The organism is Loigolactobacillus jiayinensis (genome assembly GCF_003946445.1).
Taxonomy (GTDB): Bacteria; Bacillota; Bacilli; order Lactobacillales; family Lactobacillaceae; genus Loigolactobacillus; species Loigolactobacillus jiayinensis.
This window is the reverse complement of record NZ_RHOF01000036.1, coordinates 1-25,719: the sequence shown is the minus strand read 5'-3', so window position 1 is coordinate 25,719 and position 25,719 is coordinate 1. Positions and strand designations below refer to the sequence as shown.

The following is a 25,719-nucleotide window of genomic DNA, read 5'->3' as shown; positions in this document are numbered from 1 at the left end:
GCTGCCTCCTCAATCACAACGTTCCCATCCGCTCATCATTGAGCAATCAAGCACTGATTTATTCCTGCGCAGCAACTAATTCCTTAACGAAGGCCTTTAACTTAGCTGTATCTTCGTCGTCGGCTTCATTTTCAATTTTGACTGTTTCACTACCTTTTTTGGCACCAGTTGCTGTAAAAGCTTCTTCAAATTGATCAGCAGCATGGCAGAAATAATCTGGATATAATTCACTGTCACCAGTTCCAGCAACCCCAAAAACTTTTCCAGCTAGGTCTTGGTCAGATAATTCTTCATGGAAGTCTTCAAAGTCAAATGGCAATTCACCATCATTATAAGTGTAAGTGGCAACAACACAAATATCTGCATCATCGAAGAAATCATCGTCTGCATCATCTGCTTCGACTCGTTCAACATCTAAACCTTCATCTTGAAAGGCTGCCTCCAAGATTTCAGAGATACCTTCTGTATTACCGGTCATTGTTGCGTATACAATTTTTGCTAAAGCCATATTTATCATCCTTTCTAAATCACAATTTTTAGTAATTACAGGTAACGCTTACATTAACAATATAGCATATTCTCACGAAAACTCAATATTTTTTAGCGAACAATAAATTTTTTAGTGTTTTCCCTAAAAAAATGACTGAATCAAATAATTAAATTTGATCCAGCCTCTAGACAAGATTGACAGTGCGGCTAAAATAATGATTGCTGGTGTCCAAGCATCAATACTGCCTCTAAAACACCACCACCAATAGCACGAGCTTTGTCCGAAATACAACCACAATCCACATTAGCACGTGGATCAACATCCGCTATTTTAAGTCCTAATTCTACATTAGCGCCTTCAGCAATCAATCCCCGTAAAGTTCCAGATAACGGTGATGGTACCGAAGTTTGACCAATATAAAACAACGTTTCACCTTGACTGACTTGATCGCCAATTTGATGGACATAACGTACAACGCCGCTTGCAGGTGCATGGATAACACGTTCAGCACTTTTACCTGCAATTACACCGGGAATCCCCGTATTTGGTAACGGTTTACCGGAAGAAATTAGACGTCCAAGATTGTGCCCGCGCATTGTTTCTACGACAATATTAACATCAGTCGGTGCCTCAAAACCCGGACCCAGTGCAACCGTAATTGGGGCCATCTTACGGTGAGTTCCTATATTGCGTTTAGCCAAAATTGCATCAACCAATACTGTTGGTTCAATTTTGGAAAGGCTTTCACCTTCAGCATCAATTATAACAGGAACCCGGCCACTTGCCCATACCTTTTCGAGATTCTTTTCAGTTGTTAAAACTGCCGTAATATCCTCGACAGTTGTTGTTTGATCCCAAACTGCGCTACCTAAAGATACAGTACGCCGAATCATTAATGGTTTTTCTGTCTCAAAAATAACGACCTTAAACCCTGCGTGAACCAATTTTTGTACCGTACCCGTTGCTAAATCGCCACCACCACGTACTGCTACGATTGTTTCTGCAATTGTTTGTTTTGCCATACGATCATCCCTTGTTGTTGTCTAGCACTACCACTAACAATATATGCTATTTGATTTAAAAAAGGCTGCGGTAGCGCCGCAATAACTTTTTTTACCTGCTCAACTGTAGTAGCTGTCTCAACTTGATTTAAAAATAATATTTTACGACCTCGACTAAGACGAAACAATCCTTGTGGGTGACTAATAACTTGAGCCAATATTGCTGGCGTAATAATTTGTTGTTCACAAAAGTCGCCCAATGCTAAAAACTTAGATAATCGATGAATATATGCTGTATCCATCGGATAACCGCATATATTTACTGGTACCACACCAATTGTCATCGTCGTTTCTGATACAATTACTGGCTCAGTTCTATTCCAACCCTTTAACGGCCTCCTTTTAGCACCGTCAGCTTCAATAAAAGCTTTATCGCAATGTAATAAAGCTGATCGCAAAGTTAACGGACTAGGACTAGCTAATTTAGGTTGTCCTGTTACTGGTCTGCCTAACAAAGTAATACCAGTCTGTAAACTAACACACGGTTCCAGCGGTGAGATACATTGATCGTATATCGACCGCTCTGGTAAAAATATCTTAGTCGTCGTTGTCATCAAAACACGTTCGGTTCGAAAACACTGTGCCAAATAGTTTAGTAACGTTGTTTTACCACCGCTACCGACAATTGAGATAATTTCATACTTGTGCAACGCAAAACAGTCCACTAATGACATAATTGGTACCGCTTTTTTCCATTGATAACTTGAATCTGATAAAAACCAGTCAAGGCGATCTTGCTTTGTTTAAATTCATTTTGTACATCAGCAAGATCATTGTTCTTCACACGTAAACAAATACCACAACTATCACCTAAACTACTAGGTAAGGGCATCACATTAAACGGAATTTTTTGTACATCTAACCGATCTTGTGCTTGAATTGCAGCAAAAGTATTCACAAAAGTAAATAGATATTCCATCACGTCCACTCCAGACTAGATTGTAACAACCTTGCCGGCTTGATCCATTGCTTCAACAATTGCGTACATATTTGTAATTTCACCAATTGCCAACTGATCTTTAATATTATAAAAATCTAGACATGTACCACAAGTACTAATTTGGCTGCCTTTATCTTCCAAAGTATGCAAATCGTCTAACACACCAGAATCTTGGCTAGTTAAATGAGCGCCACTATTAAAAAACAATAGATGCTCTGGTGGTGTATCCAATTCGGTTAAGGAATAAATATAACTTTTAAGTAAAATCTGCCCTAGTTTGGGATCGCCTTCACCTAGTACATTACGCCCAAAAGCAATAACTAACCCAGCATGTGGTTCTTGTGTTGCCATGGGTTGTGTCACCGTGATTGCTAATTGAAAATTCTCACCAACTGGCTGTGCATCAATTTGGTAATGATTAGCATTCACCATTTTAGTCACATTTTTTACTGCAACATCATTGTCGACTAATACAGTAACTTGACCGCCAGTATCACCTAATTGTCGAATTGCTTTCTTTGTTTCAATTACTGGTAACGGACAGGGCTTGCCTAATGCATTAACTTCTATTTTTTCCATCAAAATCGCTCCTCATAATAAAATGATCGGTTCTTGTTCACGCGCATTAACAACACCAATGATACGAGCTACGGGGTCGTCTTCTTGAATTGCTGCCAGCAATAATGCTGCGTCTTTTTCCGCCACACTGATCAATAATCCGCCAGATGTTTGTGGATCAAATAATAATTCTTGCATTGCTGGTGTAATCCCGGTTAAATCAACCTGATTACCAACGTGTTCCCGATTACGCTCACCACCAGCAGTTACTAAAAACTCAGCAGCAAATTCAGCAGCTTTAGCTAAAATTGGTAGCTCAGCTGTATCAATAACCAAAGTGTGCTCAGTACCTGCCATCTCTAAGCTATGTGCTAATAGGCCAAAGCCCGTGATATCAGTACAGGCATGCACCTGAAAATCATTAAATTTAGCAGCTGCATATTTATTTAATCGTTGCATGGAAGCAATTGCGGCCGCCGTTGCCTGCTCATCCCCAACATCAGCACGTGCCGCCGCCAATACAATACTGACGCCCAATGCTTTGGTTAAAATTAGTACATCCCCAGCTTCAGGTGTGTGGTTTTGAATCAGTTGATCAGGTGCTATCTCACCAGTAACTGCTAAACCATACTTTGGTTCATGATCATAAATTGAATGTCCTCCAACTAAAACAATTCCTGCCTCTTGTACTTTAGCCGCACCACCAGACAACATCTCAGCCAATGCCTTTTTAGGCAAGCGCTCAGGAAAGCAAACAATATTTAGTGCATATAATGGTTGGCCACCCATACTATAAACGTCACTAAGCGCATTTGCAGCAGCAATTGTCCCAAAAGTATATGGATCATCGACCATGGGCGAGAAAAAATCTATTGTACTGATCAACGCGCGCTCCGGACTGATTTTATAAACTGCAGCATCATCAGCATCGTTAAACCCAACCAACAAATTGGGCTCATGTTGCTGTGGCAGTGCTTGTAAATAATCATGTAAATCAGCAGCGCCAATTTTAGCGCCGCAACCACCTGAAGTACAACTTGCTAAAAATCCTTCCATCCCGCTCGCCCCTCCAATAGCTGCGCTAAAGCAGCTAACGTATAATCTAATTCTTGCGCTGTGGTTTGATAGCCTAAACTAAAGCGAATGCTCCCATTAGGAAACGTACCAATTGTCTTATGTGCTAATGGCGCACAGTGTAGACCACAACGTGTAATGATTCCAAATTGATGATAAAGTTGTCCACCGAGTTCACCAACATCGTAACCAGGTGCAATTAAAGAAACGACCGGCACCATTTGATCAGCTTGGTTAGGCCCAAAAATGGTCACTGGTAAATTAGCTAGGCCCGTTAGAAAGTGTTGCGTTAAGGCTTGCTCATGTTGCTGAATCTTAGTTAAACCTAACTCAGTAATTGCTTTAACTGAACTACCTAAGCTTAAAATTCCTAATGTATTGGGAGTTCCTGGTTCAAATTTATCCGGCAAAAAATCTGGTTGTTGCGGCGCCGCTGAAGCATTACCCGTACCACCAACTAGCCATGGCCTAATTTGCTCAGCCACGCCATCTGCTAGGCAAAATCCGCCAGTTCCTGGTAACCCAAGTAAACTTTTATGGCCAGTAAATACTAAGATATCAATATTCAGTACGTCCATATTGATTGGTAACAGCCCCGCAGTTTGGGACGCGTCCAAAATTGTCACCAAGCCCCGCTTGTGGGCTAAGGCAAAACATTCCTTAATTGGCATAATTGTTCCAGTAACATTTGCCGCATGAGTCATAACAACAGCACGTGTTGCTGGTTTAATTGCGGCATCTAATTGTTCAGGTACAAGTTGGCCTAACCGATCACACTGCAGATAAGTCGTTGTCACTCCCTGTTGTGCTAATAAATACAACGGTCGTGTCACCGCATTATGTTCCATTGAGGTCGTAATAACGTGATCGCCTGAATACAGCAGCCCGTTTAGAACCATGTTTAAGGACATTGTTGCGTTTTGTGTAAATAAAACCTGTGCTGGATTCGTCACACCAAAAAAGTCAGCCAAAATTTGCCGTGTTTGTAATGCAATCCCACTCTCAGTCATTCCAGGCAACGCGCGATTACTATTCTGGTAATGATTCGTCTGTAAATAGTTATTCACGGCCTGTAATGTTGCCGCTGGCTTACGATAAGAAGTAGCGGCCCAATTTAGGTAAACAGGTTCCATACGCATCATCCTTTTAATAATCTCTGATATTGTTGTGCCGTATCAATGTCCTGTATCTTTTGTGGATCAACTACAACCGGATGCCAAGCTGATCGATGTTGCTGCTTAACTTGACGCCCACCAGTTTGACCAGTTACTTGCTTGAGTTCAGCAAAGAAATCACACCCAAAATACACGGGACTACCAGCACTGCCATCACCAGAAGGAAACACAATATTATGTTCATTTCCGCAATTGACTATTTTTGTTAACGTCGCTATATCAAGTAGTGGCTGATCAATCGGTACAAATAAGCATCCTTGACCGATAGCTGCTGCTGCGCCTAAACGAACACTCGTACTTTGGCCATAATCACTTATTGGATTAACAATTACTGTTATATCAGTGCTAAATATTTGTCTAGCTACATCCTCTTGTTTAATGACCAATATTGTTTTTAAAAAATGTGCCTGCTGAATTAATTGTAATGTACGTGTCAGAAACGTTTGCCCACGATATTGTAAAAAAAGTTTGTTCCGCCCCATTCGTTTCGAGTAACCACTGGCCATAATGACCACACTAGTTTGTGCAAGCATTAATTTCCCTACTTTTTCTTCTTCTTTTCATACGGTGTATTAGCTAATGGTAACGTTGGTCGTAATTCTCCATCTAAGGCATAGTACGCCCCCGCAATAGCTGGTGCAGGTAAAATTGTTGCAATTTCGCCAACACCCTTAATACCGTAAGCCATACCATCATGATTATTACCAGCATGAACAAAACTGGTTTCAATTGGTGGTACTTTAGTAGCATCTAATAAACCTAAAGTTGCATAACGTGCCTTCACATAACCATGATCAACTTCAAATTTCTCAGTTAGCGCATAACCCATCCCCATAACAATACCACCTTCAATTTGTCCAGCGGCTGCTTTCGGATTAACTACTTGACCAATATCATATGCGGCAACAAATTTACCTAGCTTATTACTATCATCTAAGGTGACCACTTCGGCTGCATAGCCGTAGCCAACATGACTAACTGGATTCTTTTTATCTGAATTCAGCGGATCTGTTTCAGGTAAGAATTCGCCGAAAAATTTGCGACCTTCCAAATCAACTAATGAACGCCCCATATCTAATTCAACTCGCAATTGTTGAGCTGCTCGTTTCGTTGCTTCACCAGTGATCAATGATTGCCGAGAAGCCGTTGTTGTTCCTGTATCCGGTGTCCGCTGAGTATCTGGTGCTTCAGCAATGACTAGTGCAGGACTAATATCTAGCGTTTCACAAACGATTTGGGTCATAACAGTCGCAACCCCTTGACCAATACCAGCAGCACTGGTCCGTACATGCACTTTACCGCCTTCTACTGAAACAATACAACGCCCAGCATCGGGTAACCCAACACCAATCCCACTATTTTTAAAGAAACAAGTAACCCCAGCCACTTTAGCTTCATCATATGCCGGCTTAACTGCTAACAAACTTTCTTTAAGCGCTGCATTTTGTGTTACCAATTGTCCATTTGGTAGTGAATCTCCAGGTTCGACCGCATTTTTGAAGCGAATCTCCCATGGACTAATGCCCACTTTTTTGGCCAGAATATTAATATTACTTTCAATCGCAAAAGCCGTCTGACAAACACCGAAGCCACGAAATGCGCCGCATGGTGGATTATTAGTATAAACAGCAAAACCTTCAATATCAATATCTTGATATTTATAAGGTCCAGCAGCGTGAGTACAAGCCCGTTGTAGCACTGGGCCACCTAAGGAAGCATAAGCACCACTATCGGCATAAACAACAGCCTTCATTGCTGTCAAATTACCTTCTGCATCACAGCCAGTCACAAAGTCCATTTCCATACCATGGCGTTTAGGATGAACCATCAAGCTTTCTTGACGGGTAAACAAAACTTTAACTGGCTGTTTCAAGCACCAGGCAGCTAGAGCAGCATGATGTTGCACACTCATATCTTCCTTACCACCAAAACCACCACCCACTAATTCTGAATGAACATGAACTTTTTCCTTTGGTAAGCCAAGCATGCGACTAACTTCACGCTGCTCATCATAAATGCCTTGACCACCAGTATGCAGCAAAATACCATCACCCTCAGGCAGTGCAATTGCACATTCCGGTTCCATGAAAGCGTGTTCATTAATAGGTACTGAATAATGCTGACTAACCACATACTTAGACTGCGCCAATTTTTCATCAGCATTACCACGAATTAAATGCTCATGGGTCAATAAATTACCCTTTTCATGAATTTTTGGTGCATCATCAGCTAATGCGGCTTCGCAACTTAATAGCGGTGTTAATTCTTCATAATCAACTTCGACCAGTGTCTTAATGGTATCTAAGCTAGTTTTCTTTTTAGAAACCACGAGTGCAACTGCATCACCCACATAGCGCGTAATCTCACCAACTGGAATCATAACATCCCAATCGGAAATGAACTCTAAGTGACCTATCTTATTATTACCGGGAACATCCTTAGAAGTCAATACCGCAACACAATCTGGATGAGCTAAAGCTGCCGTTGCATCAATTTTAAGCAAACGCGCCCGTGGATAAGCACTGCGAATTGCTGAAGCATACAACATGCCAGGCAAAACAATATCATCGACATATTTACCGGTACCTAAGGTTTTTTCAACTGAGTCAACCCGTGGAAAATCATGGCCGAGCTTCCCATCAAAACTAACCTCAGGAATTGGCGCTTCTTCACGCAACATTTTAGCCGCCAATTTAATGCCTTCAATAATTTTAACATAACCGGTACAACGACAAATATTACCACGAATTCCTTTGCGTACATCCTTATCGCTTGGATCTGGCTTTTTCTTTAGCAAACTAACAGCAGAGATCAACATACCAGGAATACAATACCCACATTGAACCGCGCCAGTTTGAGCAAATGCATATGCGAAAACATCTTTTTGTCGTTGCGTCAGGCCCTCAATTGTCGTAACGTCCTTACCCGCAACCTTTGCCAGCGTAAATAAGCAGCTATTGGAAGCCCTTCCATTTATTAACACAGAACATGCCCCACACGCTCCTGAGTCGCAGCCATCCTTAGTTCCGGTCAAACCTAAATCATCGCGTAAGAAATACATCAACTTCTTGTCCTCTTCGCTAGAAACTGGTTGGCCATTTACAGTAAATGAATACATCAGTGCACCTCTTTCGATATCGTTTTACAAGCTCTATCCATTAAATTATTTGCGATATTGTTCCGTTCTTCACATTGATTATAACACTAAAAAATATTCTTGTGGACTAATTTTTATATATTTTCAATGTGCACGCGACTGAATCAATTGTGCCGCGATACTAACCGCAATTTCAGCTGGCGTCTCTGCGGCAATTTCAATACCAATTGGCATGGTTAAACGTTTAAGGTCTTCATCGGAAAATCCTTTTTCCTTAAGTAAACGGTGATGCAGCGCTGTTTTATGCTTACTTCCAATTACACCCAAATAAGTAATCGGTGAATTCAATAATTGAACCTCTAAGCTAAAATCACTTTTATGGCCGCGCGTCATCACTATCGCGTAATCTTCAACATTTAATTTAATATGCTCCTCAATTTGATCTAAATTACCGACAATTAATTCATCAGCCGTTGGGAATACTTCAGGTGTTAAGAATTTAGGCCGATTATCGTAAATGATTGTATAAAAATCTAGTGGCTTTAATACCGGTGCTAAAGCTTGTGCAACATGTCCACCACCAAAAATATAAACCTTACCGCTTTGACTAATTGGTTCAGCATACAAAGTCGTTTGCTTTTCCTGCCAAAATTGTGGTGTTTTTTGAATTTTGTCTAATGCTACTTCAAAACCAACGAATTTAGTTTCGCGGCTATAAAAACCTAGTTTAGTTTCAGTTTGATCACTTTGAAGTAATAACCAAGCAGCATGATGTTGCGTCATTTGCTCGATGATCTGCTGTAATAGTGTACAAATTGTTGTTTCAGTATGGTCAAAGTATGTAAACAAGACTTCAATTCTACCGCCACAAATCATACCAAGATCTTCTACATCATTAGGTGCCAAAATAAATTTTTTACTGCCGTTACGTTGTTGTTGTAAATATTTTTGTGCTAACTTTTCGCTTTCGTACTCGGCCCGGCCCCCACCGATTGTTCCTAATAAGGCCCCATCAGTGCCAACTAGCATATGGGCGCCAGCACCACGTGGGGCTGAACCAGCACTAGATGTGACGGTTACCAAAACAATATCACGCTGAGCTTGCAAATTAGCCAATAGCGTTTCTAGAATTTTTATCATGAATAAACCCACCCTTTAGTTTTCTTCAAATATCATCTGAAAATAGTGTTCAACTGCTGATTGTGATAATTCTTGTAGACGCAAATATTTATTCATTAAGTTCTGTCCTTCAGTAGTTAAATTTGACCCACCGCCATGAACACCACCAGCACTAGAAACAACCAGTGGCTGTGCTAAAGCTTGTTCAGCGTGATGCAACAAGCGCCAAGCTTTATTATAAGAAATCCCCAGTGCACCGGCGGCTAAAGTTAAGGAACCTTTAATTTGAATCAACTGCATTAGCTGAACAATTTCTGGTCCCATAACTGATTGTTTCTTCGTTAAATACAGTGTCAAACTATAATTTAAGCGTTCTTTCATTTACATCAGACTCCGTTATATTTGAAATAGATAACGCCAACAAATAAAAAATTCATGTCACCATGAATTTCTTATTTTTATTTCGTCAAGCTAGTCCGCTCGTTAGTAATACTAGATATTTCATCAGTTTGTGGCGCTGCAGCTACCTGCGGCTGTTTCAAATGATTAAGCACTAGGTTTAACACAATTGCTAAAATGGTTGTTAAAATCACTTCAGAATTACCAAAAACTGTAGTTACCCAATCTGGAAAACCAGCCAGACTGTTTTGAGTTAAAGCAACACCAATACCAAAGGCTAATGAAATACCGACAACTGCTGTATTTTCAGGTGTCATCTTCTCAGAAGTGATTGTCTTGATCCCAGTCATTGCAATTGTGGCAAAAACCGAAACCGTTGCCCCACCAATAACTGCGTACGGAATTGTGGTTAGAATTGAGGCTACTTTAGGCACAAACCCTGCTACTAACAAAATGCCACAAGAAAAGGCTAAGATAAATTTATTAATGGCTTTAGTTGCAATCACTAATCCAACGTTTTGACCAAAAGTTCCTACAGGTACACCACCGAAAAAGCTGCCGATGATATTGACTAGCCCTTTGCCCATAACAGCTCCTGATAACTCACGATCAGTCGGTTGACGTTCCATAGCACCAACAGTTGTTGCCGTAAACTGACCAATCGTTTGTACTGTATCAACCAAGAAAACAATCGTCAAAGTAATGATTGGAACAATTTTAAAACTAAGGCCAAAATGTAATGGCTTGATAACTTGGAAAAACGCTGCTGAATGCACAGCCGAGAAATCAACCATACCTAGAACTAATGCAACCAAGTAACCTACAACCATACCATTTAAAATTGAAGATAAACTCAGCAGTCCCTTAGCAAAATATGAAAAGTAGAACACCACTGCGAAAGTAATCAAAGCGACGGTCCAATTCTTAACTGAGCCAAAATGTGCACTCCCAGTGCCACCAGCTATATAATTAACTGCTGTTGGAAACAATGAGAGGCCAATACTTAAGATAACGGTACCGGTTACAATTGGTGGGAAGAGAATTCGAATTTTCTTTATAAAAAATCCAATCAGCGTAATTATGATACTCCCAATTAATTGGGCACCGAATATGTCCGCAATACCAAAATCACCACCAATCATTAGTAATATTGGCACACAGGCAAAACTGGCGCCCATCATCATTGGCAAACGCGAGCCAAAGCGATGGAATATTGGAAAAAGTTGAATTAGGGTTGCTAAACCAGCAAAAATCAGTGAGGTTTGGATAATAATAGTTGTATTAGCTACACTTAAATTACACACTTTTGCGATCATAATTCCTGGTGTAATGATACCAGCAACCGCAGCAACAACGTGCTGTAATCCAAGTGGTGCTACCTCACTAACTGAGATCTGGCCATCATAAGCGAACAATCCGCTTAACTTATTTTCACTCATAATTACGTTCCTTTCCGTCAGGCAGTGAACAGACACAGTTGATTAACTTATTTTACTGCAACTGCTTCTACTTCAAAAAGACCTTGGAGCGGTAACTCCGCAACTGCGATACACGACCGAGCTGGCAATAATTTAGTGAAATAACGACCATAGATTTCATTGATCGCACCAAAATCAGCCATATTTTTAATAAAAATCGTTGTTTTAGTCACATTAGCATAATCCATATCAGCGTTATTCAAGATAGCACCAAGATTTTTCATTGCTTGTTCAGCTTGTGCAGTAACGCCATCTTGTAATTGACTCGTTGCCGGATCAATGCCAAGTTGACCTGAAATATATAGCGTTTTGCCAGCTAGAACTGAATGTGAGTATGGACCAACAGCTTTGGGCGCGTTGTCCGCATTAAGTGCTTGATTCAAAGAAATTCCTCCTTCATCTACAATCAATCTTGTTTTAGCCTTGAATAATCGTACCAGTTTTACCAGCTAGACCATCTTTGGCTTTTTCCAGTAATGTAATTAATGTTTTACGTCCTGGTTTGGAAGCTGCAAATTGAATACCAGCCTCAACTTTAGGTAACATTGAGCCAGCCGCAAAGTGACCAGCGACAGCATATTGTTGCATTTCAGCAACGCTGACCATACCTAATTCTTTCTGATCTGGTTTACCGAAATTAAGGGCAACCTTTTCAACTGCGGTCAAAATAACCAGCAAATCAGCGTCAACAATGTCTGCTAATAATGCGCTACAGTAATCTTTATCGATAACTGCTTCTGCGCCTTTCAAATGGTGCTGACCTTGCTTAATCACCGGAATACCACCACCGCCACAAGCAATAACAGTTTGTTTAGCATCAATTAAAGCTTTAATTGTATCCACTTCAATGATTTCTTTTGGTTTTGGTGAAGCAACCACTTGTCGATATCCACGGCCAGCATCTTCAGCTACCTGAATTCCTTTTTCTGTTGCTAATTTTTCAGCTTCAGCTTGGCTCATAAAGCGGCCAATCGGCTTAGTCGGATGATTAAATGCTGGATCATCTGGATCAACAACGACTTGAGTTGCAACTGTGGCCACTGGTTGAATAATATTGCGGCTTAATAATTCTTCACGTAAAGCATTTTGTAGATCATAGCCAATATAGCTTTGGCTCATTGCAACACAGACTGATAATGGTACCACTGGATATTTATCCGGTGCTTTTTGGTTTAATTCATCCATTGCTAAACGAATCATGCCTGCTTGTGGTCCATTACCATGTGATAAAATTACTTCGTAGCCTGCTTCAATCAAGTCCGCAATTGCTTTAGAAGTCGTTTTAACCGCTGTCATTTGTTCATGTAAATTACTACCCAGTGCATTCCCACCGAGTGCGACAACAACACGTTCCATTAATTAGTCATCTCCTCCAGATAATAAAGTCTAATCTTCACTTAATTTGCGTTCTTGACCACGAGTTTCTAAATCTTGCAAGACCTTAGCCGGTTGTTTGAATTTACTTAAGAAAATCATGGCAGCAATCACATATGGTTTGAAGCTAGCTTGTACGTATAAGTCGTTACGATAACGATCAAAGACAGAAGCGTCAACTTCACCTTCTTCAGCTGAAACACCTGTGATATCAGCTGGTAGTGGATGCATGTATAAAGCTTTGCCTTCATGGGTCAACTTCATCATATCTTCAGTACAAGCCCAATCTTTATGTTGCGCATTTTGTTCCAATAATTCTTTTTCTAAGTGATCAATGCCGTCGAAATCGCCTTCGCCGTATAAATCACTACGCTTCTTCATTGCTTCAAATGGTGCCCAGCTCTTACAATAAATAACATCAGCATCGTCAAAGGCTGCCTTCATGTCATCTGTCTTAGTGAAAGTACCACCGGATTTTACTGCATTGTCAGCGGCAATTTTTTCAACTTCTGGCATAATTTCATAGCCTTTTGGATGAGCTAAGACAACATCCATGCCAAAGCGCGTCATTAAACCAACAATTGCTTGTGGTACTGATAATGGCTTACCATATGATGGTGAATAAGCCCATGACATCACGATTTTCTTACCTTTTAAGTTTTCAACGCCACCAAATTTATGGATAATTGAATTTAAATCAGCTAAAGCTTGCGTTGGGTGATCCATGTCATCTTGCAAGTCAACTAAGTTAGGTCGTTGTTCTAAAATGCCATCTTCATTGCTTTCTTTTACTGCATCAACAACTTCGTGCATATACGCATTGCCTTTGCCAATATACATATCGTCACGAATCCCGATAACATCAGCCATAAAGGAGATCATTGTTGCAGTTTCACGAACAGTTTCACCATGAGCAATCTGTGATTTTGATTCATCTAAATCTTGAATTTCTAAGCCTAACATGTTGCACGCACTACTGAATGAGAAACGAGTCCGGGTTGAGTTATCACGGAAAATTGAAATACCTAAGCCGGAATCAAATACTTTAGTTGAAATATTACGTTCACGTAAATTACGTAATGCATCAGCGGTTTTCAATGTTGCTGCAATTTCTGAATCATCCTTTTCCCAAGTTTGGAAAAAGTCCCCTTGATACATTTTCTTAGTATCTAAATTTTTAATGTCTGAAACAAGATTGTTAAATTCTGTCATTTTTACTACCCCTTTACTGTTTTTATATTTCTGAACAGCGGTTATGTGATCAATTATCAAATAAACTAATTGCTACTCAGTATGTATGCAACTAGCCTCAATACGAGGCTAGTTGACTAATTAATTGTTTTCAGTATAAACAGTTGGCAAAGCAGCATAGACTGTTGCGCAACGAACTAAATCTTCTTTCCAAGTTCTTTCGTTTGGCGCATGAGCCTGGTCTTCAGCACCTGGTCCGTAACCAATACAAGGGATGTTATTACGGCCCATGATAGTAACGCCATTAGTTGAGAAGGTCCATTTGTCTAACAATGGCCGTGGTTTACGCATTTCAATTTGATCAGCTGGCCCTTGACGGACATCACCAAACATTTGCTTGTGAACATCAACTAAAGCCTCAGTAACTGGATGATTTTCTGGGATAACCCAAGTTGGGAAGAAGCATTCGATTGGGTAAGATAACCCGGTATAGCTCTTCCGATCATAATCATACATAGAAACTTCGACATCATCACCATACTTTTGAACTGCTGGTAATTGACGAATTTCTTCTAAACAACTTTCCCAAGTTTCGCCTGAAGTCATCCGGCGATCTAATGAAACTGAACAACCATCAGCAACGGCGCAACGACTTGGTGATGAGAAGAAAATTTGTGAAGCGGTAATACTCCCACGACCTAAGAAACGTGCTTCTTGCCATTTTGGATTATTCTTTTCATTCAGCATTTTAGACAAGCCACGAATGGCAGTGCTTTCATTTTCGCCGTTATTGTTTAAATCACGGACATCTTGCAAAATATCGGCCATCTTGTAAATTGCATTGTCACCACGTTCTGGTGCAGAACCGTGGCAAGAAATACCTTTGACATCAACCCGAATTTCCATACGGCCACGTTGGCCACGATAAATCCCACCATCGGTTGGTTCAGTTGAAACAACGAATTCAGGACGAATTTTATCTTCATTGATAATATACTGCCAATTCAAGCCATCGCAATCTTCTTCATTGACTGAAGCAACAACTAAAACTGTATATTTATCATTTAATAAATCTAAGTCCTTCATGATTTTAGCGCCATAAACTGCAGAAACAATCCCGCCTTCTTGGTCAGAAGTCCCACGGCCACCAATTTCAGTGTCAGTTTCGTAACCATCATAAGGATCAAACTTCCAGTTTTTCTTTTCGCCGATCCCAACGGTGTCAATATGACCATCGAATGCAAGTAATTTCTCACCATGTCCCATATAACCTAATAAATTACCCATTTTATCGATTTCAACTTTATCGAAACCAACTTTTTCCATTTCTTGTTTAGCCCGCTGAATTTTAGCCTTTTCGTCCGTGCTTTCACCAGGAATTTTGACCATATCCCGCAAGAATTTAGTCATGTCAGCCTCATACTTTTTACCTTGTTGTTTGATTGCATCTAAATCCATAATAAATACCTCCACATAATTTTCTGTAATTCTCTAAAGTTGTAACTCCTGCGATGGAGAACTTGAGCACCCTCGGAATTTTGATCAAAATTTATATTGCTTACTGCCACATGATTTTCTTATAGTTTTCTGGATCAGTATCCCCTTCAGTTGAGAACATAATCACCTTAGAATTTTCGTCAAGCTGCAGTGCCGCTTTCATGTCGGCGTATTCTGGATCTTGCATTGCCGTAGCAATAAAGCCCATACCGACAGCCCCAGATTCACCAGAAGTGACCTGCGGATCGCCTTTGATTGGTGCACCTAACATGCGCATCCCTTTAGCCGATACCCAATCAGGACATGAAGCAAAATAAGCAACATGATTCTTCAAGATATCAAAGGAAATTGTATTCGGTTCGCCACAAGCTAAACCGGCCATCATTGTATTTAAATCGCCAGTAGCAAAACGAATCTTGCCATCTTTAGCAGCTGCAGATTTATACAAACAATCAGCAGCTTGTGCTTCCATGACCGTCATAATTGGTGGGTTTTCTGGGAATAGATTGGCGAAAAAGCCAATCACAGCCCCAGCCAAACTACCAACACCAGCTTGAATGAAGACATGTGTTGGGCGCTCAACACCAGCAGCCTTCATTTGTTTAGCTGCTTCTAAGGCCATTGTGCCGTAGCCTTGCATGATCCAAGTTGGAATTTCTTCGTAACCATCCCAAGCAGTATCTTGCACCATAACACCGTTTTCAGTTTGTTCTGCTAAAGCATTCGCTTTGCGGACACATTCGTCATAGTTGACGTCTTCAATAGTTACTTCGGCGCCTTCTTTACGAATATTGTCAAAACGAGCTTTAGTTGAGCCTTTAGGCATTAAAACAACTGCCCGTTGTCCCAATTTATTAGCTGCCCAAGCGACGCCACGACCATGATTACCATCAGTTGCAGTGTAGAAAGTCGCCTGACCTAATTCTTTTTTCAATTTCGGTGAGATCATTACATCGTAAGTGATTTCAGAGATATCTTTACCCACTTTTTTAGCAATATAATTGGCCATCGCATATGAACCGCCTAAGACCTTAAATGCATTCAAACCAAAGCGATAAGATTCATCTTTAACAAAGAACTTTTCTAGGCCTAGATAATTAGCCATTTCTTTTAAATTTGCTAATGGTGTTTCCGTATATTGTGGAAAACTCTTGTGGAACGCTTGTGCTTTCTCCACTGCTGCTTGGTTCATTAACGGTAAATGCGGATCATTTGTTTTAGGCATTTCGTTTTTGATCCATTTAATTTTGTCTGCCAATAGTTAACCCCTCGATTCAATTATTTTAAGTTATAGTCACTACCATGACGGAAAACAAATTTTCCTTGTTGCCCCGCCAAAACCTTGCCATTAGCTGCAGCTTGCTGACCACGTAGATAAACCGCGCGCGCTGCACCTTGTGTTTTAAAGCCTTCGTAAGCGGTGTAGTCAACATTTTGTAGTTGTGTCGCTGCTGAGATTACACCTTGTTGTTGTGGATCCCAGATAACTAAGTCAGCATCACTGCCAATTTGGATAACGCCTTTTTGCGGATACATACCAAATTGGCGAGCAATATTTTCAGACAACAAACCAACAAATTGTTCCAAACTAATTTTCCCAGTTGCCACACCAGCGGTATAAATTAATTCTGGTCGTGTTTCAACACCAGGCATCCCACCAGGAATTTTAGTGAAATCGTCCTTACCAATAAATTTTTGATCATGAAAATTAAAATCACAATGATCAGTCGAAATAGTATTGATTTCACCTTGCTCTAGTGCCTGCCATAAAGCTGCTTCATCTGCTGTACTACGTAATGGTGGTGAGCAAATGTATTTAGCTCCTTCAAAGTCAGGTAAATCATAATAATGGTCGTCCAACAATAGATATTGTGGACAAGTTTCAACATAGACTTGTTGGCCCCGTGCTCGTGCAGCACGAACGACTGCCAAAGATTCGCGAGTGCTTAAATGAACAATGTTAACTGGCAAGCCAACTAAAGCAGCAATTGTTAAATACCGATTAATTGCTTCAGCTTCCACCATATTAGGTCTAGTCATCGGATGATATTTAGGTGCTGTTAACCCTTTAGCTAAATATTCGGTCTGTAAAGTATTAACTAAATCACCATTCTCACAATGAATACCTAACATGCCATGAACTTTCTTGATCTCACACATTGCTGCATAAATCTCAGCATCGCTCGTTCGTAAATTATCATATGCCATGTACATCTTAAACGACGTAATGCCTTGTGCCGCCATCTTGGGAACTTCGGCTGCCAATTGCTGGTTCCATTCAATTATTGACATGTGATAGCTGTAGTCACAAGAACTTTTCCCTGCTGCTAAACTATTCCAAGTCGTCAAACAGTCTTGTAAACTATGACCACGATCTGGCGTTGCCATGTCAAGCACCGAAGTGGTACCCTTAGCAACCGCTGCCAAACTGCCGGTTGTGAAATTATCTGCCGTGCTAGCCGTACCAGGTCCATTATTTAATTCCATATGCGTATGTGCATCAATAAAACCCGGAAATAGATAACAACCAGTGGCATCGACCACGGTATCGGCTGTAGTCGCTAAATTCACACCTAATTCAGTCACCTTTTCGTCTACAATCCTGACATCTAATTGACGTTGACCATGTGTTGAAACAACGGTCGCACCTTTAATTACAATTGACACCTTAACCCCTCCATCTAGTCGGCTAAGCAGTAGCTATAGTCATCAATAACTGTTTCCATCATATCTAATAAACCATTTGCAATATCCATATTAGTCTCATTCAAGTTAATTGTTTCAACAATGTCACCAACACGAATTAAACATTCTTTAGCGGCTGCATCAACAACGTAAAAGCCTTGGTTAGTACTATTGTAAAAATCAGGTTCACTATTGAATAAGGTAAATTTATCCTTATATGGTGCGCTTGAATATGGGCAGAAAGTCTCACAATTACCACATTCATTACACATCCGATCAATATGCATGATTTGTGGATCACCATTGACATTAACTACGATATTAGCGCGGTTAGGACAAACATCGACACATGATTCACAAATAGTTGAGCATTCAAGGCAACGAGCGGATTGACTAATACCATTCTCAGGCGTTACCATAATGCCACGTTTGCTCCGTGGAACAGCACGGTCAACGTTCAAATTAGTCTGTTCGGAACGTTCATTGTGGATCTCACAGATATCCTTAGCAGCCTTAGTCGCATCAGCAATTGCTTCAACAATTGTTGCGGGGCCACGATTACCATCACCGATAACATAAACGTTTTTTAAATTAGTTTCTAAAGTTGTTGGCTCACTTAGAACTAACCCACGGGCATCAGTTTCGATACCGACTTGTTGATAATAATGTGTATCGATTGTTTCACCAACTGCAGAAACAACGGTGTCAGCTGGAACCGTCGTGAAACGACCAGTTGGCATTGGTTTGCGCCGACCAGAAGCATCGCGCTCACCTAATTCCATTACTTCACAGGTTAATTGATTATCTTCCAATGAAGTTGGTGATAATAGTTCTAAGAATTCAACACCATCATCTAAAGCCAAGTAAAGTTCTTCTTCATCTGCTGGCATATTGCGCTTATTCCGCCGATAAACTAATGATGCTTTCTTAACACCTGGTAACCGACTAGCAACACGAACACAATCCATAGCTGTGTTACCACCACCAACAACGACAATATGCTCGCCATATGGGTTATGTTCCATCTTATCTTGACGTGTCGCTTTTAAGAATTCTAATGAGTTGATTGCGTTGCCCTTGGCTAACTTCAAGTTACGATGATGCCAAGCACCCATTGCATAGATTACATTAGTAAAGCCTTGTGCATGGAGTTCGTCTAAGCTTGGCGCAGCTTGACCGTTTTTAAATTCAGCGCCCATAAATTTAGTTAAATCAATATCTTTTTGAACACTGGCCATAGAGATTCGGAATTCAGGAACGATCTGGCTACACACACCACCCATTTGTTCATCTTTTTCAAAGATGGTAACCGGCATACCCTCACGTGCTAATAGGTAGCCAGCGGATAAGCCAGCTGGGCCACCACCAACAACGGCAGTTTTAACCGCATCTTGCTTCTTTTCTGGTTTCTTCATCGTTGCCATTAATTCATCATAAGCATGTTCTGCAGCATCTAATTTGACGCCACGAATATCAATTGAACCTTCGTAGAACTGGCGCGTACACTTGGTCTGACAAGGATGAGCACAAATCGTACCAGTAATAAAAGGTAACGGATTACGGTCAACAATAACCTTTAACGCATCCAAGTACTTGCCTTCACTGACATACCGCAGATACGCCGGTACATCCTGATCAATTGGACAACCACCAGTACCACGACAAGGTGCAGTGTAACAATCCAACAATGGTAATTTTTCTTCAATTTTTGGTGAAATTGGCAACTTAATTGATTTTTGATATAAAGCTTGATGCTTTGCTTTTGTGACTAGCTGATCAAGCTTAGGCAAATCAAGTTGGACACGTGTTGGATATGATAGGCTAGTCAATACATTAGCAATTTGACTAATGCGCTGATAGCTACCTGGTTTTAGTAACGTTGTGGCAACGGTGATTGGCCAGATCCCAGCTTCAAACAAATCCTTAATATTGAAAATATCTGCGCCACCAGAATATGAAATTTGTAATTCACCGTGAAAGGCATCAGATAATTTCTTAGCCACTGCCACACTGAGTGGAAAAAGTGACCGCCCAGACATATACATTTCTTCGCCAGGTAATTCATTTTGCGCAATATCAACGGGGAAGGTGTTAGTGATCTTCACGCCAAAGCTTAGTCGTTGTGTTGCTGCCTCTGCGCGTAACCGTGTAATCATTGGTACCGCATCTTCAAATTGCAGATCATCAACAAAGTGATGATCGTCAAATTCCATATAGTCAAAACCTAATTCATTCATTGTTTGCCGTGCGTAATCAAAACCTAATAAGGTTGGATTACATTTGATAAACGTATTTAAATGCTTTTCAGTTAATAAATGATTGGCAATCCGTTCAATTTCGGCTGGTGGACAGCCATGTAAGGTCGATAAAGTAATTGAACGTGACACATGGGGATCAATATTGGCTAGATAATCACTATCGATCCGCTTGAACCGTGGCAACATTTCCTTAGCAGTGGCTAAACATTCTGCCCAAATTGGCGTTTGTGAAGCATCTTGCATCTGGTCAATATAAGCTTGGATCTTTGGTGTTTTAATACCTTTCAGATCGTAACCAACACTCATATTAAAAATAAAGCCATCCGGACTACCAAGATCAAATTCACGACTTAATAGTTTCAGTACGAACCAAGCTTTAACGTATTCTTGGTATGCATCTGGTACTCGTAATTCCGTTGACCATTCAACGTTATAGCCTTCATCGCGTGCACTAATACATGGCTTAGCTACTGGCAAATCTTCGCCATCGATAGTTTGTACTGTTTTTAATTCGAAGAACCGTGAACCAGTCAGATAGGAAGCAATAATATTTTGTGCTAATTGGGTATGTGGTCCAGCAGCGGGCCCAACTGGTGTTTCCATTTGCTCACCGAATAAGGATAATGTTTTATTCGGATCAGCTTTATATAAGCGGCGCACACCGAAAATTGTGCCGCTGCGTTTAAATTCTTCTAAAATCCAATTCAATAAAGCTTCGATTGAAATGGGACGCATAATATCACTCATTATAAAGACCTCCTATCCGTTGATCCGTTGCCACAGAAGTTGAGCTTGCGCTTGCGCATCAGCCCAAATTTTAGCTTCATCAACCCCAACAACTTCACGATTGCGCATCCGTACTTGACCATTAATGATAGTATCATTGACCATTCGACCGTTAACGCCGAACAAAATATGACTATTGTAATTAGCTGCAGTAATTGGCGTTGGTGCTTGGTAATCAACGACAATGACGTCAGCTGCCGCACCCGATTCAAGCACACCCAGTTTTGTATCGAATAAGCGATTCGCCATCTTGGGATTATTACCAAAAATCATTGCCGGAATTTCCGTCCAGCCGGCATTTGGATCTGCTAAATGATGTTTGTGAATCAAATTGCCAAACTTATATGATTCCAACAAATCATTAGTGTAGCCGTCGGTTCCCATACCAATCAAAATGCCATAATCATTGAACATCTTCAGAGCTGCTGGCGTACCAACGGCATTACCCATATTTGATTCAGGGTTAGTGACCACCATCGTATCAGTATCACGTAAAATCTCCATTTCATGTGGTCCGATATGAATACAATGTCCGGCCATCGTTTTTTTACCTAAAATACCCATATTAAGCAAACGATTAACGATTGGCGTATTATATTTAGCTAATGAATCCTGCACGTCAGCTAAGCCTTCTGCGATATGAATATGGAAGCCAGTACCGGCTGGTGTCTGTGCTTTCACATATTCCAAAGTTGGATCTGATAGCGTAAATGCGGCGTGTAAGCCCATCATTGCTTGTTGCATATCGTTATCACGCTTCTTAACGGCGTTGATAAAAGAAACATTCTCTGCAACAGCTGCCTTCATTTGGGCTTCCCCGTTGCGATCAGAAACTTCGTAGCATAAGCATGTACGCATACCAAGTTCATCAGCGGCACGAGACAGTTCACCTAAACTGCCATCGATCTCACCATAACTAGCATGATGATCAAACATGGTCGTTACCCCATTTTTAATGCTATCTAAGTAGGCTACCTTACCACTAGCATATGTGGCTTTGTTATCCAGTTCACGATCTAAGCGGAACCATTGTCCTTCCAAAATATCCATAAAATCTTTTGGATGATAACCATTAATGCTGAGGCCCCGAGCAAAAGTGCTATAAATATGATTGTGCATATTGACTAGCCCAGGCATGATCAAACCGCCTTTAGCATCGATGAATTCTGCCTCTGGGTACTTAGCTTTTAAGCTTGCTGTCGTCCCAACCTCTTTAATGAGTTGGCCATCAATGGCCACACACCCGTCTTTGATAAAATCGTTCTCCTGCTGCCGCGTAATTAGGTTCCCATTGCCAATCAATAACATGCGCGATCCTCCTAAATTTGGGTAAGCGGTTACAATTAGTTTAGCTTGAACGACGCCCAAAACTGATTAACCCTTACTTAGAAAATATGTCTTATTTTTACCACACTCTGAGTATAACACGTCACCTAAAAAAAATATAGTGCATCTAAAAAATATTTTATTGCTAAACCTTTTGAGATGCTCAAATTATTGCTATAATAGAATTTGTAAACAACAAAATCTTTTTGGTCAGCTTTTTTATCCAATTTTTATAAATTCTCCTACACTCATAATAAAGAAGGTATTCACAATGTTAACGGACGAAAAGCTTAAATTTCTTAGTCAAATCGGTAAGGCGCTTGCTGGACAGTTTGGTGAAAATTGTGAAATTGTGATCCATCGTATCGATCGAAACGATATGAACCATACCATTGTTTCAATTGAGAACGGCCAAGTATCTTCACGGCAGCTAGGTGATGGCCCTTCACAAATTGTTTTAGAAACACTCAAAAAAGATCCTGCTGAATTGAAAGATCATATCAACTACATTACGCATACCCATGACGGGCGTGTCCTTAAATCTAGCACGCTGTACTTAAAGGATGAACAAGGTAAGTTGGAAGCTATCTTTGCAATCAACTATGATGTTTCTAACTTAATTATGGCAGAAAATGTACTCCATTCATTCACTGCGGTCAAAACGAAGGCAGATCCTAATGAACTTAACTTTATCCCGCAAAATGTAAACGAATTATTAGATGATTTGATTCAAGAATCCGTTAAATTAGTGGGCAAACCAGTATCATTAATGACCAAAGAGGACAAGGTTAAGAGCATTCAATTTCTTAATAGCAAAGGTGCTTTTCTGGTCACTAAATCAGGTGATAAGGTGTCACAATACTTTAATATCTCTAAGTACACGCTTTATAGTTATATTGATGCTAAAAAATAGTGTGCCATTCACGAATGATCACCAGCCTTTTTGATGCGTAAACACAAACACCCTTTAAATAGACTGATTTTTGATCAGCCAATTATTTAAAGGGTGTTTACATATTAATTTAGGAGGAAGTAACAAAATGGATACCGTTACACAGCTAACTAGTCAACTTGTCAAAATCGATAGTTCTGATCCGGGAGCTTATGAAGACACTATCGGTGATTTTATCGGCGCGTGGCTTCGTGCTAATGCACCGACTGCCGTAATCACAAAATCTGAAGTCTTACCTGGCCGTTACAACGTACGCGCAGTCCTAACCGGTAAAGTGGCACAGCCGGCATTAGTCTACATTTGCCACATGGATACTGTCGTTTTAGGCACCGCTTGGCAGCAGAGTACCCCACTTGCCGGTGAAGTACAAGGCACACGTTTATATGGGCGTGGTGCCTGTGATATGAAAAGTGGTCTGGCCTGTGCCATGACTGCTTTTGCAACAATTGCGCAGCAAGTCGCTGCCGGTCGAGTACTACAACATAACTTGGTGCTGATTGCTTCTGTTGATGAAGAAGATTACATGCGCGGTGTGGAAAAAGCCATCGCTGATAAATGGGTTACCGCTGAAGATTTAATTTTAGATGGCGAACCGACTAATGGCCAAATCAGAATGGCCCATAAAGGCCGTACTTGGATCAAGCTCAGCACCCATGGCGTCACCGCACATGCAAGCACGCCAGAAAAAGGAATCGATGCCATCGCGGCAATTGCTGAACTGATCACCAAACTGCGCGCTGAGTTTGTGACCTTCCCAACCCATCCCACATTAGGCCGTTCAACGATCACTTTCGGCACGATCAAGGGTGGTTACCGCCCTTATGTGGTCCCTGATCAAGCAGAAGTCTGGATCGATATGCGGTTGGTCCCGCCACTGAATACAAAACACGTGCTGACTATTTTTGAGCAAGTGATCACTGCGGTTAAGCACAACTATCCTGGCTTAAAAATTGACTTAGTGATCGATGGTGATCGGCCACCAATTGAAGCGCAGCCACAAAGCTTTTTACTGCAAAATTTAAAAGCCACAGTTGCCGAGGTCACGCAACAACCAGCGGAAGTTGGTGTCTTTACTGGTTATACCGATACCGCGGTGATAGCTGGCAAACTACACAATTTAAATTGTATGTCCTATGGCCCAGGTGACTTGGAAATGGCGCATAAACCGGATGAATACGTTGAGCTTAAGGATATCCAGCGGTGTTATCAAGTCATGTACCGCTTGGCTGAACGCTTACTGCTGTCATAATTTAGTAGCTAAACAAAAAATGATCACCAGCTTATTCCAAATGAGGAAATCAGCGGTGACCATTATTTTTTAATTTGAGGCAGCTAATCGTTTTTCAAAAATAGCTAATACTCGCGAAATACTGAAGGTCAAAACGAAGTAGATCAACGACGCGATGACCAATGGATAAAACGGTTTAAAGCTGGCACCTTGGACGACACCAGTTTCAAACATTAATTCACTAACCCCGATGACCGAAACAACGGAAGAATCTTTCAAGATCGTGATAAATTCATTCCCCAGCGCAGGCAAAATATTTTTGATTGCCTGTGGTAAAACGACATAGCGCATGCTGGCGCCTTGAGTTAAGCCCAATGAACGCGCCGCTTCCATTTGCCCTGGTTTAACTGAATTGATCCCAGAGCGAATGATTTCGGCGACATACGCCGCTGAATTCAATGAAACGGCGATCATACTGGACAGTAAGGCCGATAAACCTAGCCCAAGCATTTGTGCGCCGAAGAAGGCAATGAACACTTGAATCAATAAAGGCGTTCCACGAATAAATTCAATGTAGATCATTGCAATCGCCTTAAGAATAAAATGACGCGACCGCTTCATGAACGCTAATACGGTCCCTAGTACAACCCCGAAGAAAACACCAATAATGGCCAATTCAACTGTATACAAGGTTCCTTTAGCAAAATAACTACCATATTGGCTGAAGAAACTATTCTTCTGGAACATTAATTTATTGGCCTTAGCTTGATAGCCCTTCAATAAATGTTGCTTATTGATCTGAGTAATTGACTTGTTAATGGCAGCAGTTAACGCCGGTGCGTCCTTAGGTAAGGCTACGGCGGTTTCCTTAGTTGATTCAGCAAAAGTGGTCTTAGTTAAGACAAAATCTTTATTCTGCGCAATATAAGCATCTGCGACTGGCTTTTCAATCACGATTGCTTTGATTTTATTATTTCCCAAATTGTCAAATCAAGTGCAACAGTATCGACCTATTCTTATAAATTGGTATA

The 25,719-nt window shown here is 40.8% G+C and carries 23 protein-coding genes; 2 read left to right on the top strand and 21 right to left on the bottom strand.

What is annotated here, in order from left to right; genetic code table 11:
- Positions 1-58: 58 nt before the first annotated feature.
- From EKM80_RS09855 to ssnA, 20 genes are all read right to left on the bottom strand, one after another.
- Entirely contained in the window at positions 59-508 is a 450-nt protein-coding gene (locus EKM80_RS09855) for a flavodoxin (protein ID WP_125552959.1), read from the bottom strand.
- A 188-nt stretch (positions 509-696) separates the two neighbouring features.
- Positions 697-1,512: a selenium-dependent molybdenum cofactor biosynthesis protein YqeB gene (gene yqeB / locus EKM80_RS09850; RefSeq protein ID WP_125552958.1), complete on the bottom strand. Its 816-nt coding sequence runs from the start codon at positions 1,510-1,512 to the stop codon at positions 697-699.
- Entirely contained in the window at positions 1,479-2,225 is a 747-nt protein-coding gene (yqeC, locus tag EKM80_RS09845) for a selenium cofactor biosynthesis protein YqeC (protein WP_125552957.1), read from the bottom strand. Before yqeC ends, yqeB begins: the two co-directional genes overlap by 34 nt.
- Positions 2,216-2,470, bottom strand: coding sequence for a DUF3343 domain-containing protein (locus EKM80_RS09840; protein WP_125552956.1), 255 nt, complete (start codon positions 2,468-2,470; stop codon positions 2,216-2,218). The genes yqeC and EKM80_RS09840 overlap by 10 nt, the downstream gene beginning before the upstream one ends.
- Positions 2,471-2,485: 15 nt before the next feature.
- A complete protein-coding gene (yedF, locus tag EKM80_RS09835; RefSeq protein ID WP_125552955.1) occupies positions 2,486-3,070 on the bottom strand; it encodes a sulfurtransferase-like selenium metabolism protein YedF in 585 nt (194 codons plus the stop codon).
- A gap of 12 nt (positions 3,071-3,082) precedes the next feature.
- Positions 3,083-4,105 (bottom strand): selenide, water dikinase SelD, encoded by a 1,023-nt coding sequence (selD, locus tag EKM80_RS09830; RefSeq protein ID WP_125552954.1) that lies wholly within the window; start codon positions 4,103-4,105, stop codon positions 3,083-3,085.
- On the bottom strand, positions 4,090-5,256 hold the full coding sequence (gene sclA, locus EKM80_RS09825; RefSeq protein WP_125552953.1) for a selenocysteine lyase SclA: 1,167 nt from the start codon (positions 5,254-5,256) through the stop codon (positions 4,090-4,092). The genes selD and sclA overlap by 16 nt, the downstream gene beginning before the upstream one ends.
- Before the next feature lie 5 nt (positions 5,257-5,261).
- Positions 5,262-5,831 (bottom strand): NTP transferase domain-containing protein, encoded by a 570-nt coding sequence (locus tag EKM80_RS09820; RefSeq protein WP_125552952.1) that lies wholly within the window; start codon positions 5,829-5,831, stop codon positions 5,262-5,264.
- An 8-nt stretch (positions 5,832-5,839) separates the two neighbouring features.
- Complete coding sequence (gene xdh / locus EKM80_RS09815; protein ID WP_125552951.1) at positions 5,840-8,416, bottom strand: selenium-dependent xanthine dehydrogenase; 2,577 nt, start codon at positions 8,414-8,416, stop codon at positions 5,840-5,842.
- A gap of 123 nt (positions 8,417-8,539) precedes the next feature.
- On the bottom strand, positions 8,540-9,535 hold the full coding sequence (locus EKM80_RS09810) for an XdhC family protein (protein ID WP_125552950.1): 996 nt from the start codon (positions 9,533-9,535) through the stop codon (positions 8,540-8,542).
- Positions 9,536-9,550: 15 nt separating this feature from the next.
- On the bottom strand, positions 9,551-9,895 hold the full coding sequence (locus tag EKM80_RS09805; RefSeq protein ID WP_125552949.1) for a winged helix-turn-helix domain-containing protein: 345 nt from the start codon (positions 9,893-9,895) through the stop codon (positions 9,551-9,553).
- A 77-nt stretch (positions 9,896-9,972) separates the two neighbouring features.
- Positions 9,973-11,352 (bottom strand): uracil-xanthine permease family protein, encoded by a 1,380-nt coding sequence (locus EKM80_RS09800; RefSeq protein ID WP_125552948.1) that lies wholly within the window; start codon positions 11,350-11,352, stop codon positions 9,973-9,975.
- 47 nt (positions 11,353-11,399) lie between these two features.
- Positions 11,400-11,774, bottom strand: coding sequence for a Rid family detoxifying hydrolase (locus EKM80_RS09795; RefSeq protein ID WP_125552947.1), 375 nt, complete (start codon positions 11,772-11,774; stop codon positions 11,400-11,402).
- Positions 11,775-11,808: 34 nt separating this feature from the next.
- On the bottom strand, positions 11,809-12,747 hold the full coding sequence (gene arcC / locus EKM80_RS09790) for a carbamate kinase (RefSeq protein WP_125552946.1): 939 nt from the start codon (positions 12,745-12,747) through the stop codon (positions 11,809-11,811).
- 30 nt (positions 12,748-12,777) lie between these two features.
- Entirely contained in the window at positions 12,778-13,977 is a 1,200-nt protein-coding gene (gene ygeW, locus EKM80_RS09785; RefSeq protein WP_125552945.1) for a knotted carbamoyltransferase YgeW, read from the bottom strand.
- 120 nt (positions 13,978-14,097) lie between these two features.
- Positions 14,098-15,414, bottom strand: coding sequence for a YgeY family selenium metabolism-linked hydrolase (locus tag EKM80_RS09780; RefSeq protein ID WP_164509542.1), 1,317 nt, complete (start codon positions 15,412-15,414; stop codon positions 14,098-14,100).
- A gap of 100 nt (positions 15,415-15,514) precedes the next feature.
- Positions 15,515-16,711: a diaminopropionate ammonia-lyase gene (gene dpaL / locus EKM80_RS09775; protein WP_125552943.1), complete on the bottom strand. Its 1,197-nt coding sequence runs from the start codon at positions 16,709-16,711 to the stop codon at positions 15,515-15,517.
- Positions 16,712-16,731: 20 nt separating this feature from the next.
- Positions 16,732-18,120, bottom strand: coding sequence for a dihydropyrimidinase (gene hydA, locus EKM80_RS09770; protein ID WP_125552942.1), 1,389 nt, complete (start codon positions 18,118-18,120; stop codon positions 16,732-16,734).
- 14 nt (positions 18,121-18,134) lie between these two features.
- Positions 18,135-21,143: a putative selenate reductase subunit YgfK gene (gene ygfK, locus EKM80_RS09765; protein ID WP_125552941.1), complete on the bottom strand. Its 3,009-nt coding sequence runs from the start codon at positions 21,141-21,143 to the stop codon at positions 18,135-18,137.
- 12 nt (positions 21,144-21,155) lie between these two features.
- On the bottom strand, positions 21,156-22,490 hold the full coding sequence (gene ssnA / locus EKM80_RS09760) for a putative aminohydrolase SsnA (RefSeq protein WP_125552940.1): 1,335 nt from the start codon (positions 22,488-22,490) through the stop codon (positions 21,156-21,158).
- A 289-nt stretch (positions 22,491-22,779) separates the two neighbouring features.
- On the opposite strand from ssnA, the gene EKM80_RS09755 reads away from it, so the two are divergent.
- Both EKM80_RS09755 and EKM80_RS09750 read left to right on the top strand, forming a co-directional pair.
- The gene (locus tag EKM80_RS09755; protein ID WP_125552939.1) at positions 22,780-23,421 is read left to right on the top strand and encodes a helix-turn-helix transcriptional regulator; all 642 of its coding nucleotides are present in this window, start codon (positions 22,780-22,782) and stop codon (positions 23,419-23,421) included.
- A gap of 127 nt (positions 23,422-23,548) precedes the next feature.
- On the top strand, positions 23,549-24,709 hold the full coding sequence (locus EKM80_RS09750) for a M20 family metallopeptidase (RefSeq protein ID WP_125552938.1): 1,161 nt from the start codon (positions 23,549-23,551) through the stop codon (positions 24,707-24,709).
- A gap of 69 nt (positions 24,710-24,778) precedes the next feature.
- Here the strand turns inward: EKM80_RS09750 and EKM80_RS09745 are convergent, their stop codons facing one another.
- The gene (locus EKM80_RS09745; RefSeq protein WP_225418856.1) at positions 24,779-25,669 is read right to left on the bottom strand and encodes an ABC transporter substrate-binding protein/permease; all 891 of its coding nucleotides are present in this window, start codon (positions 25,667-25,669) and stop codon (positions 24,779-24,781) included.
- Positions 25,670-25,719: the final 50 nt, after the last annotated feature.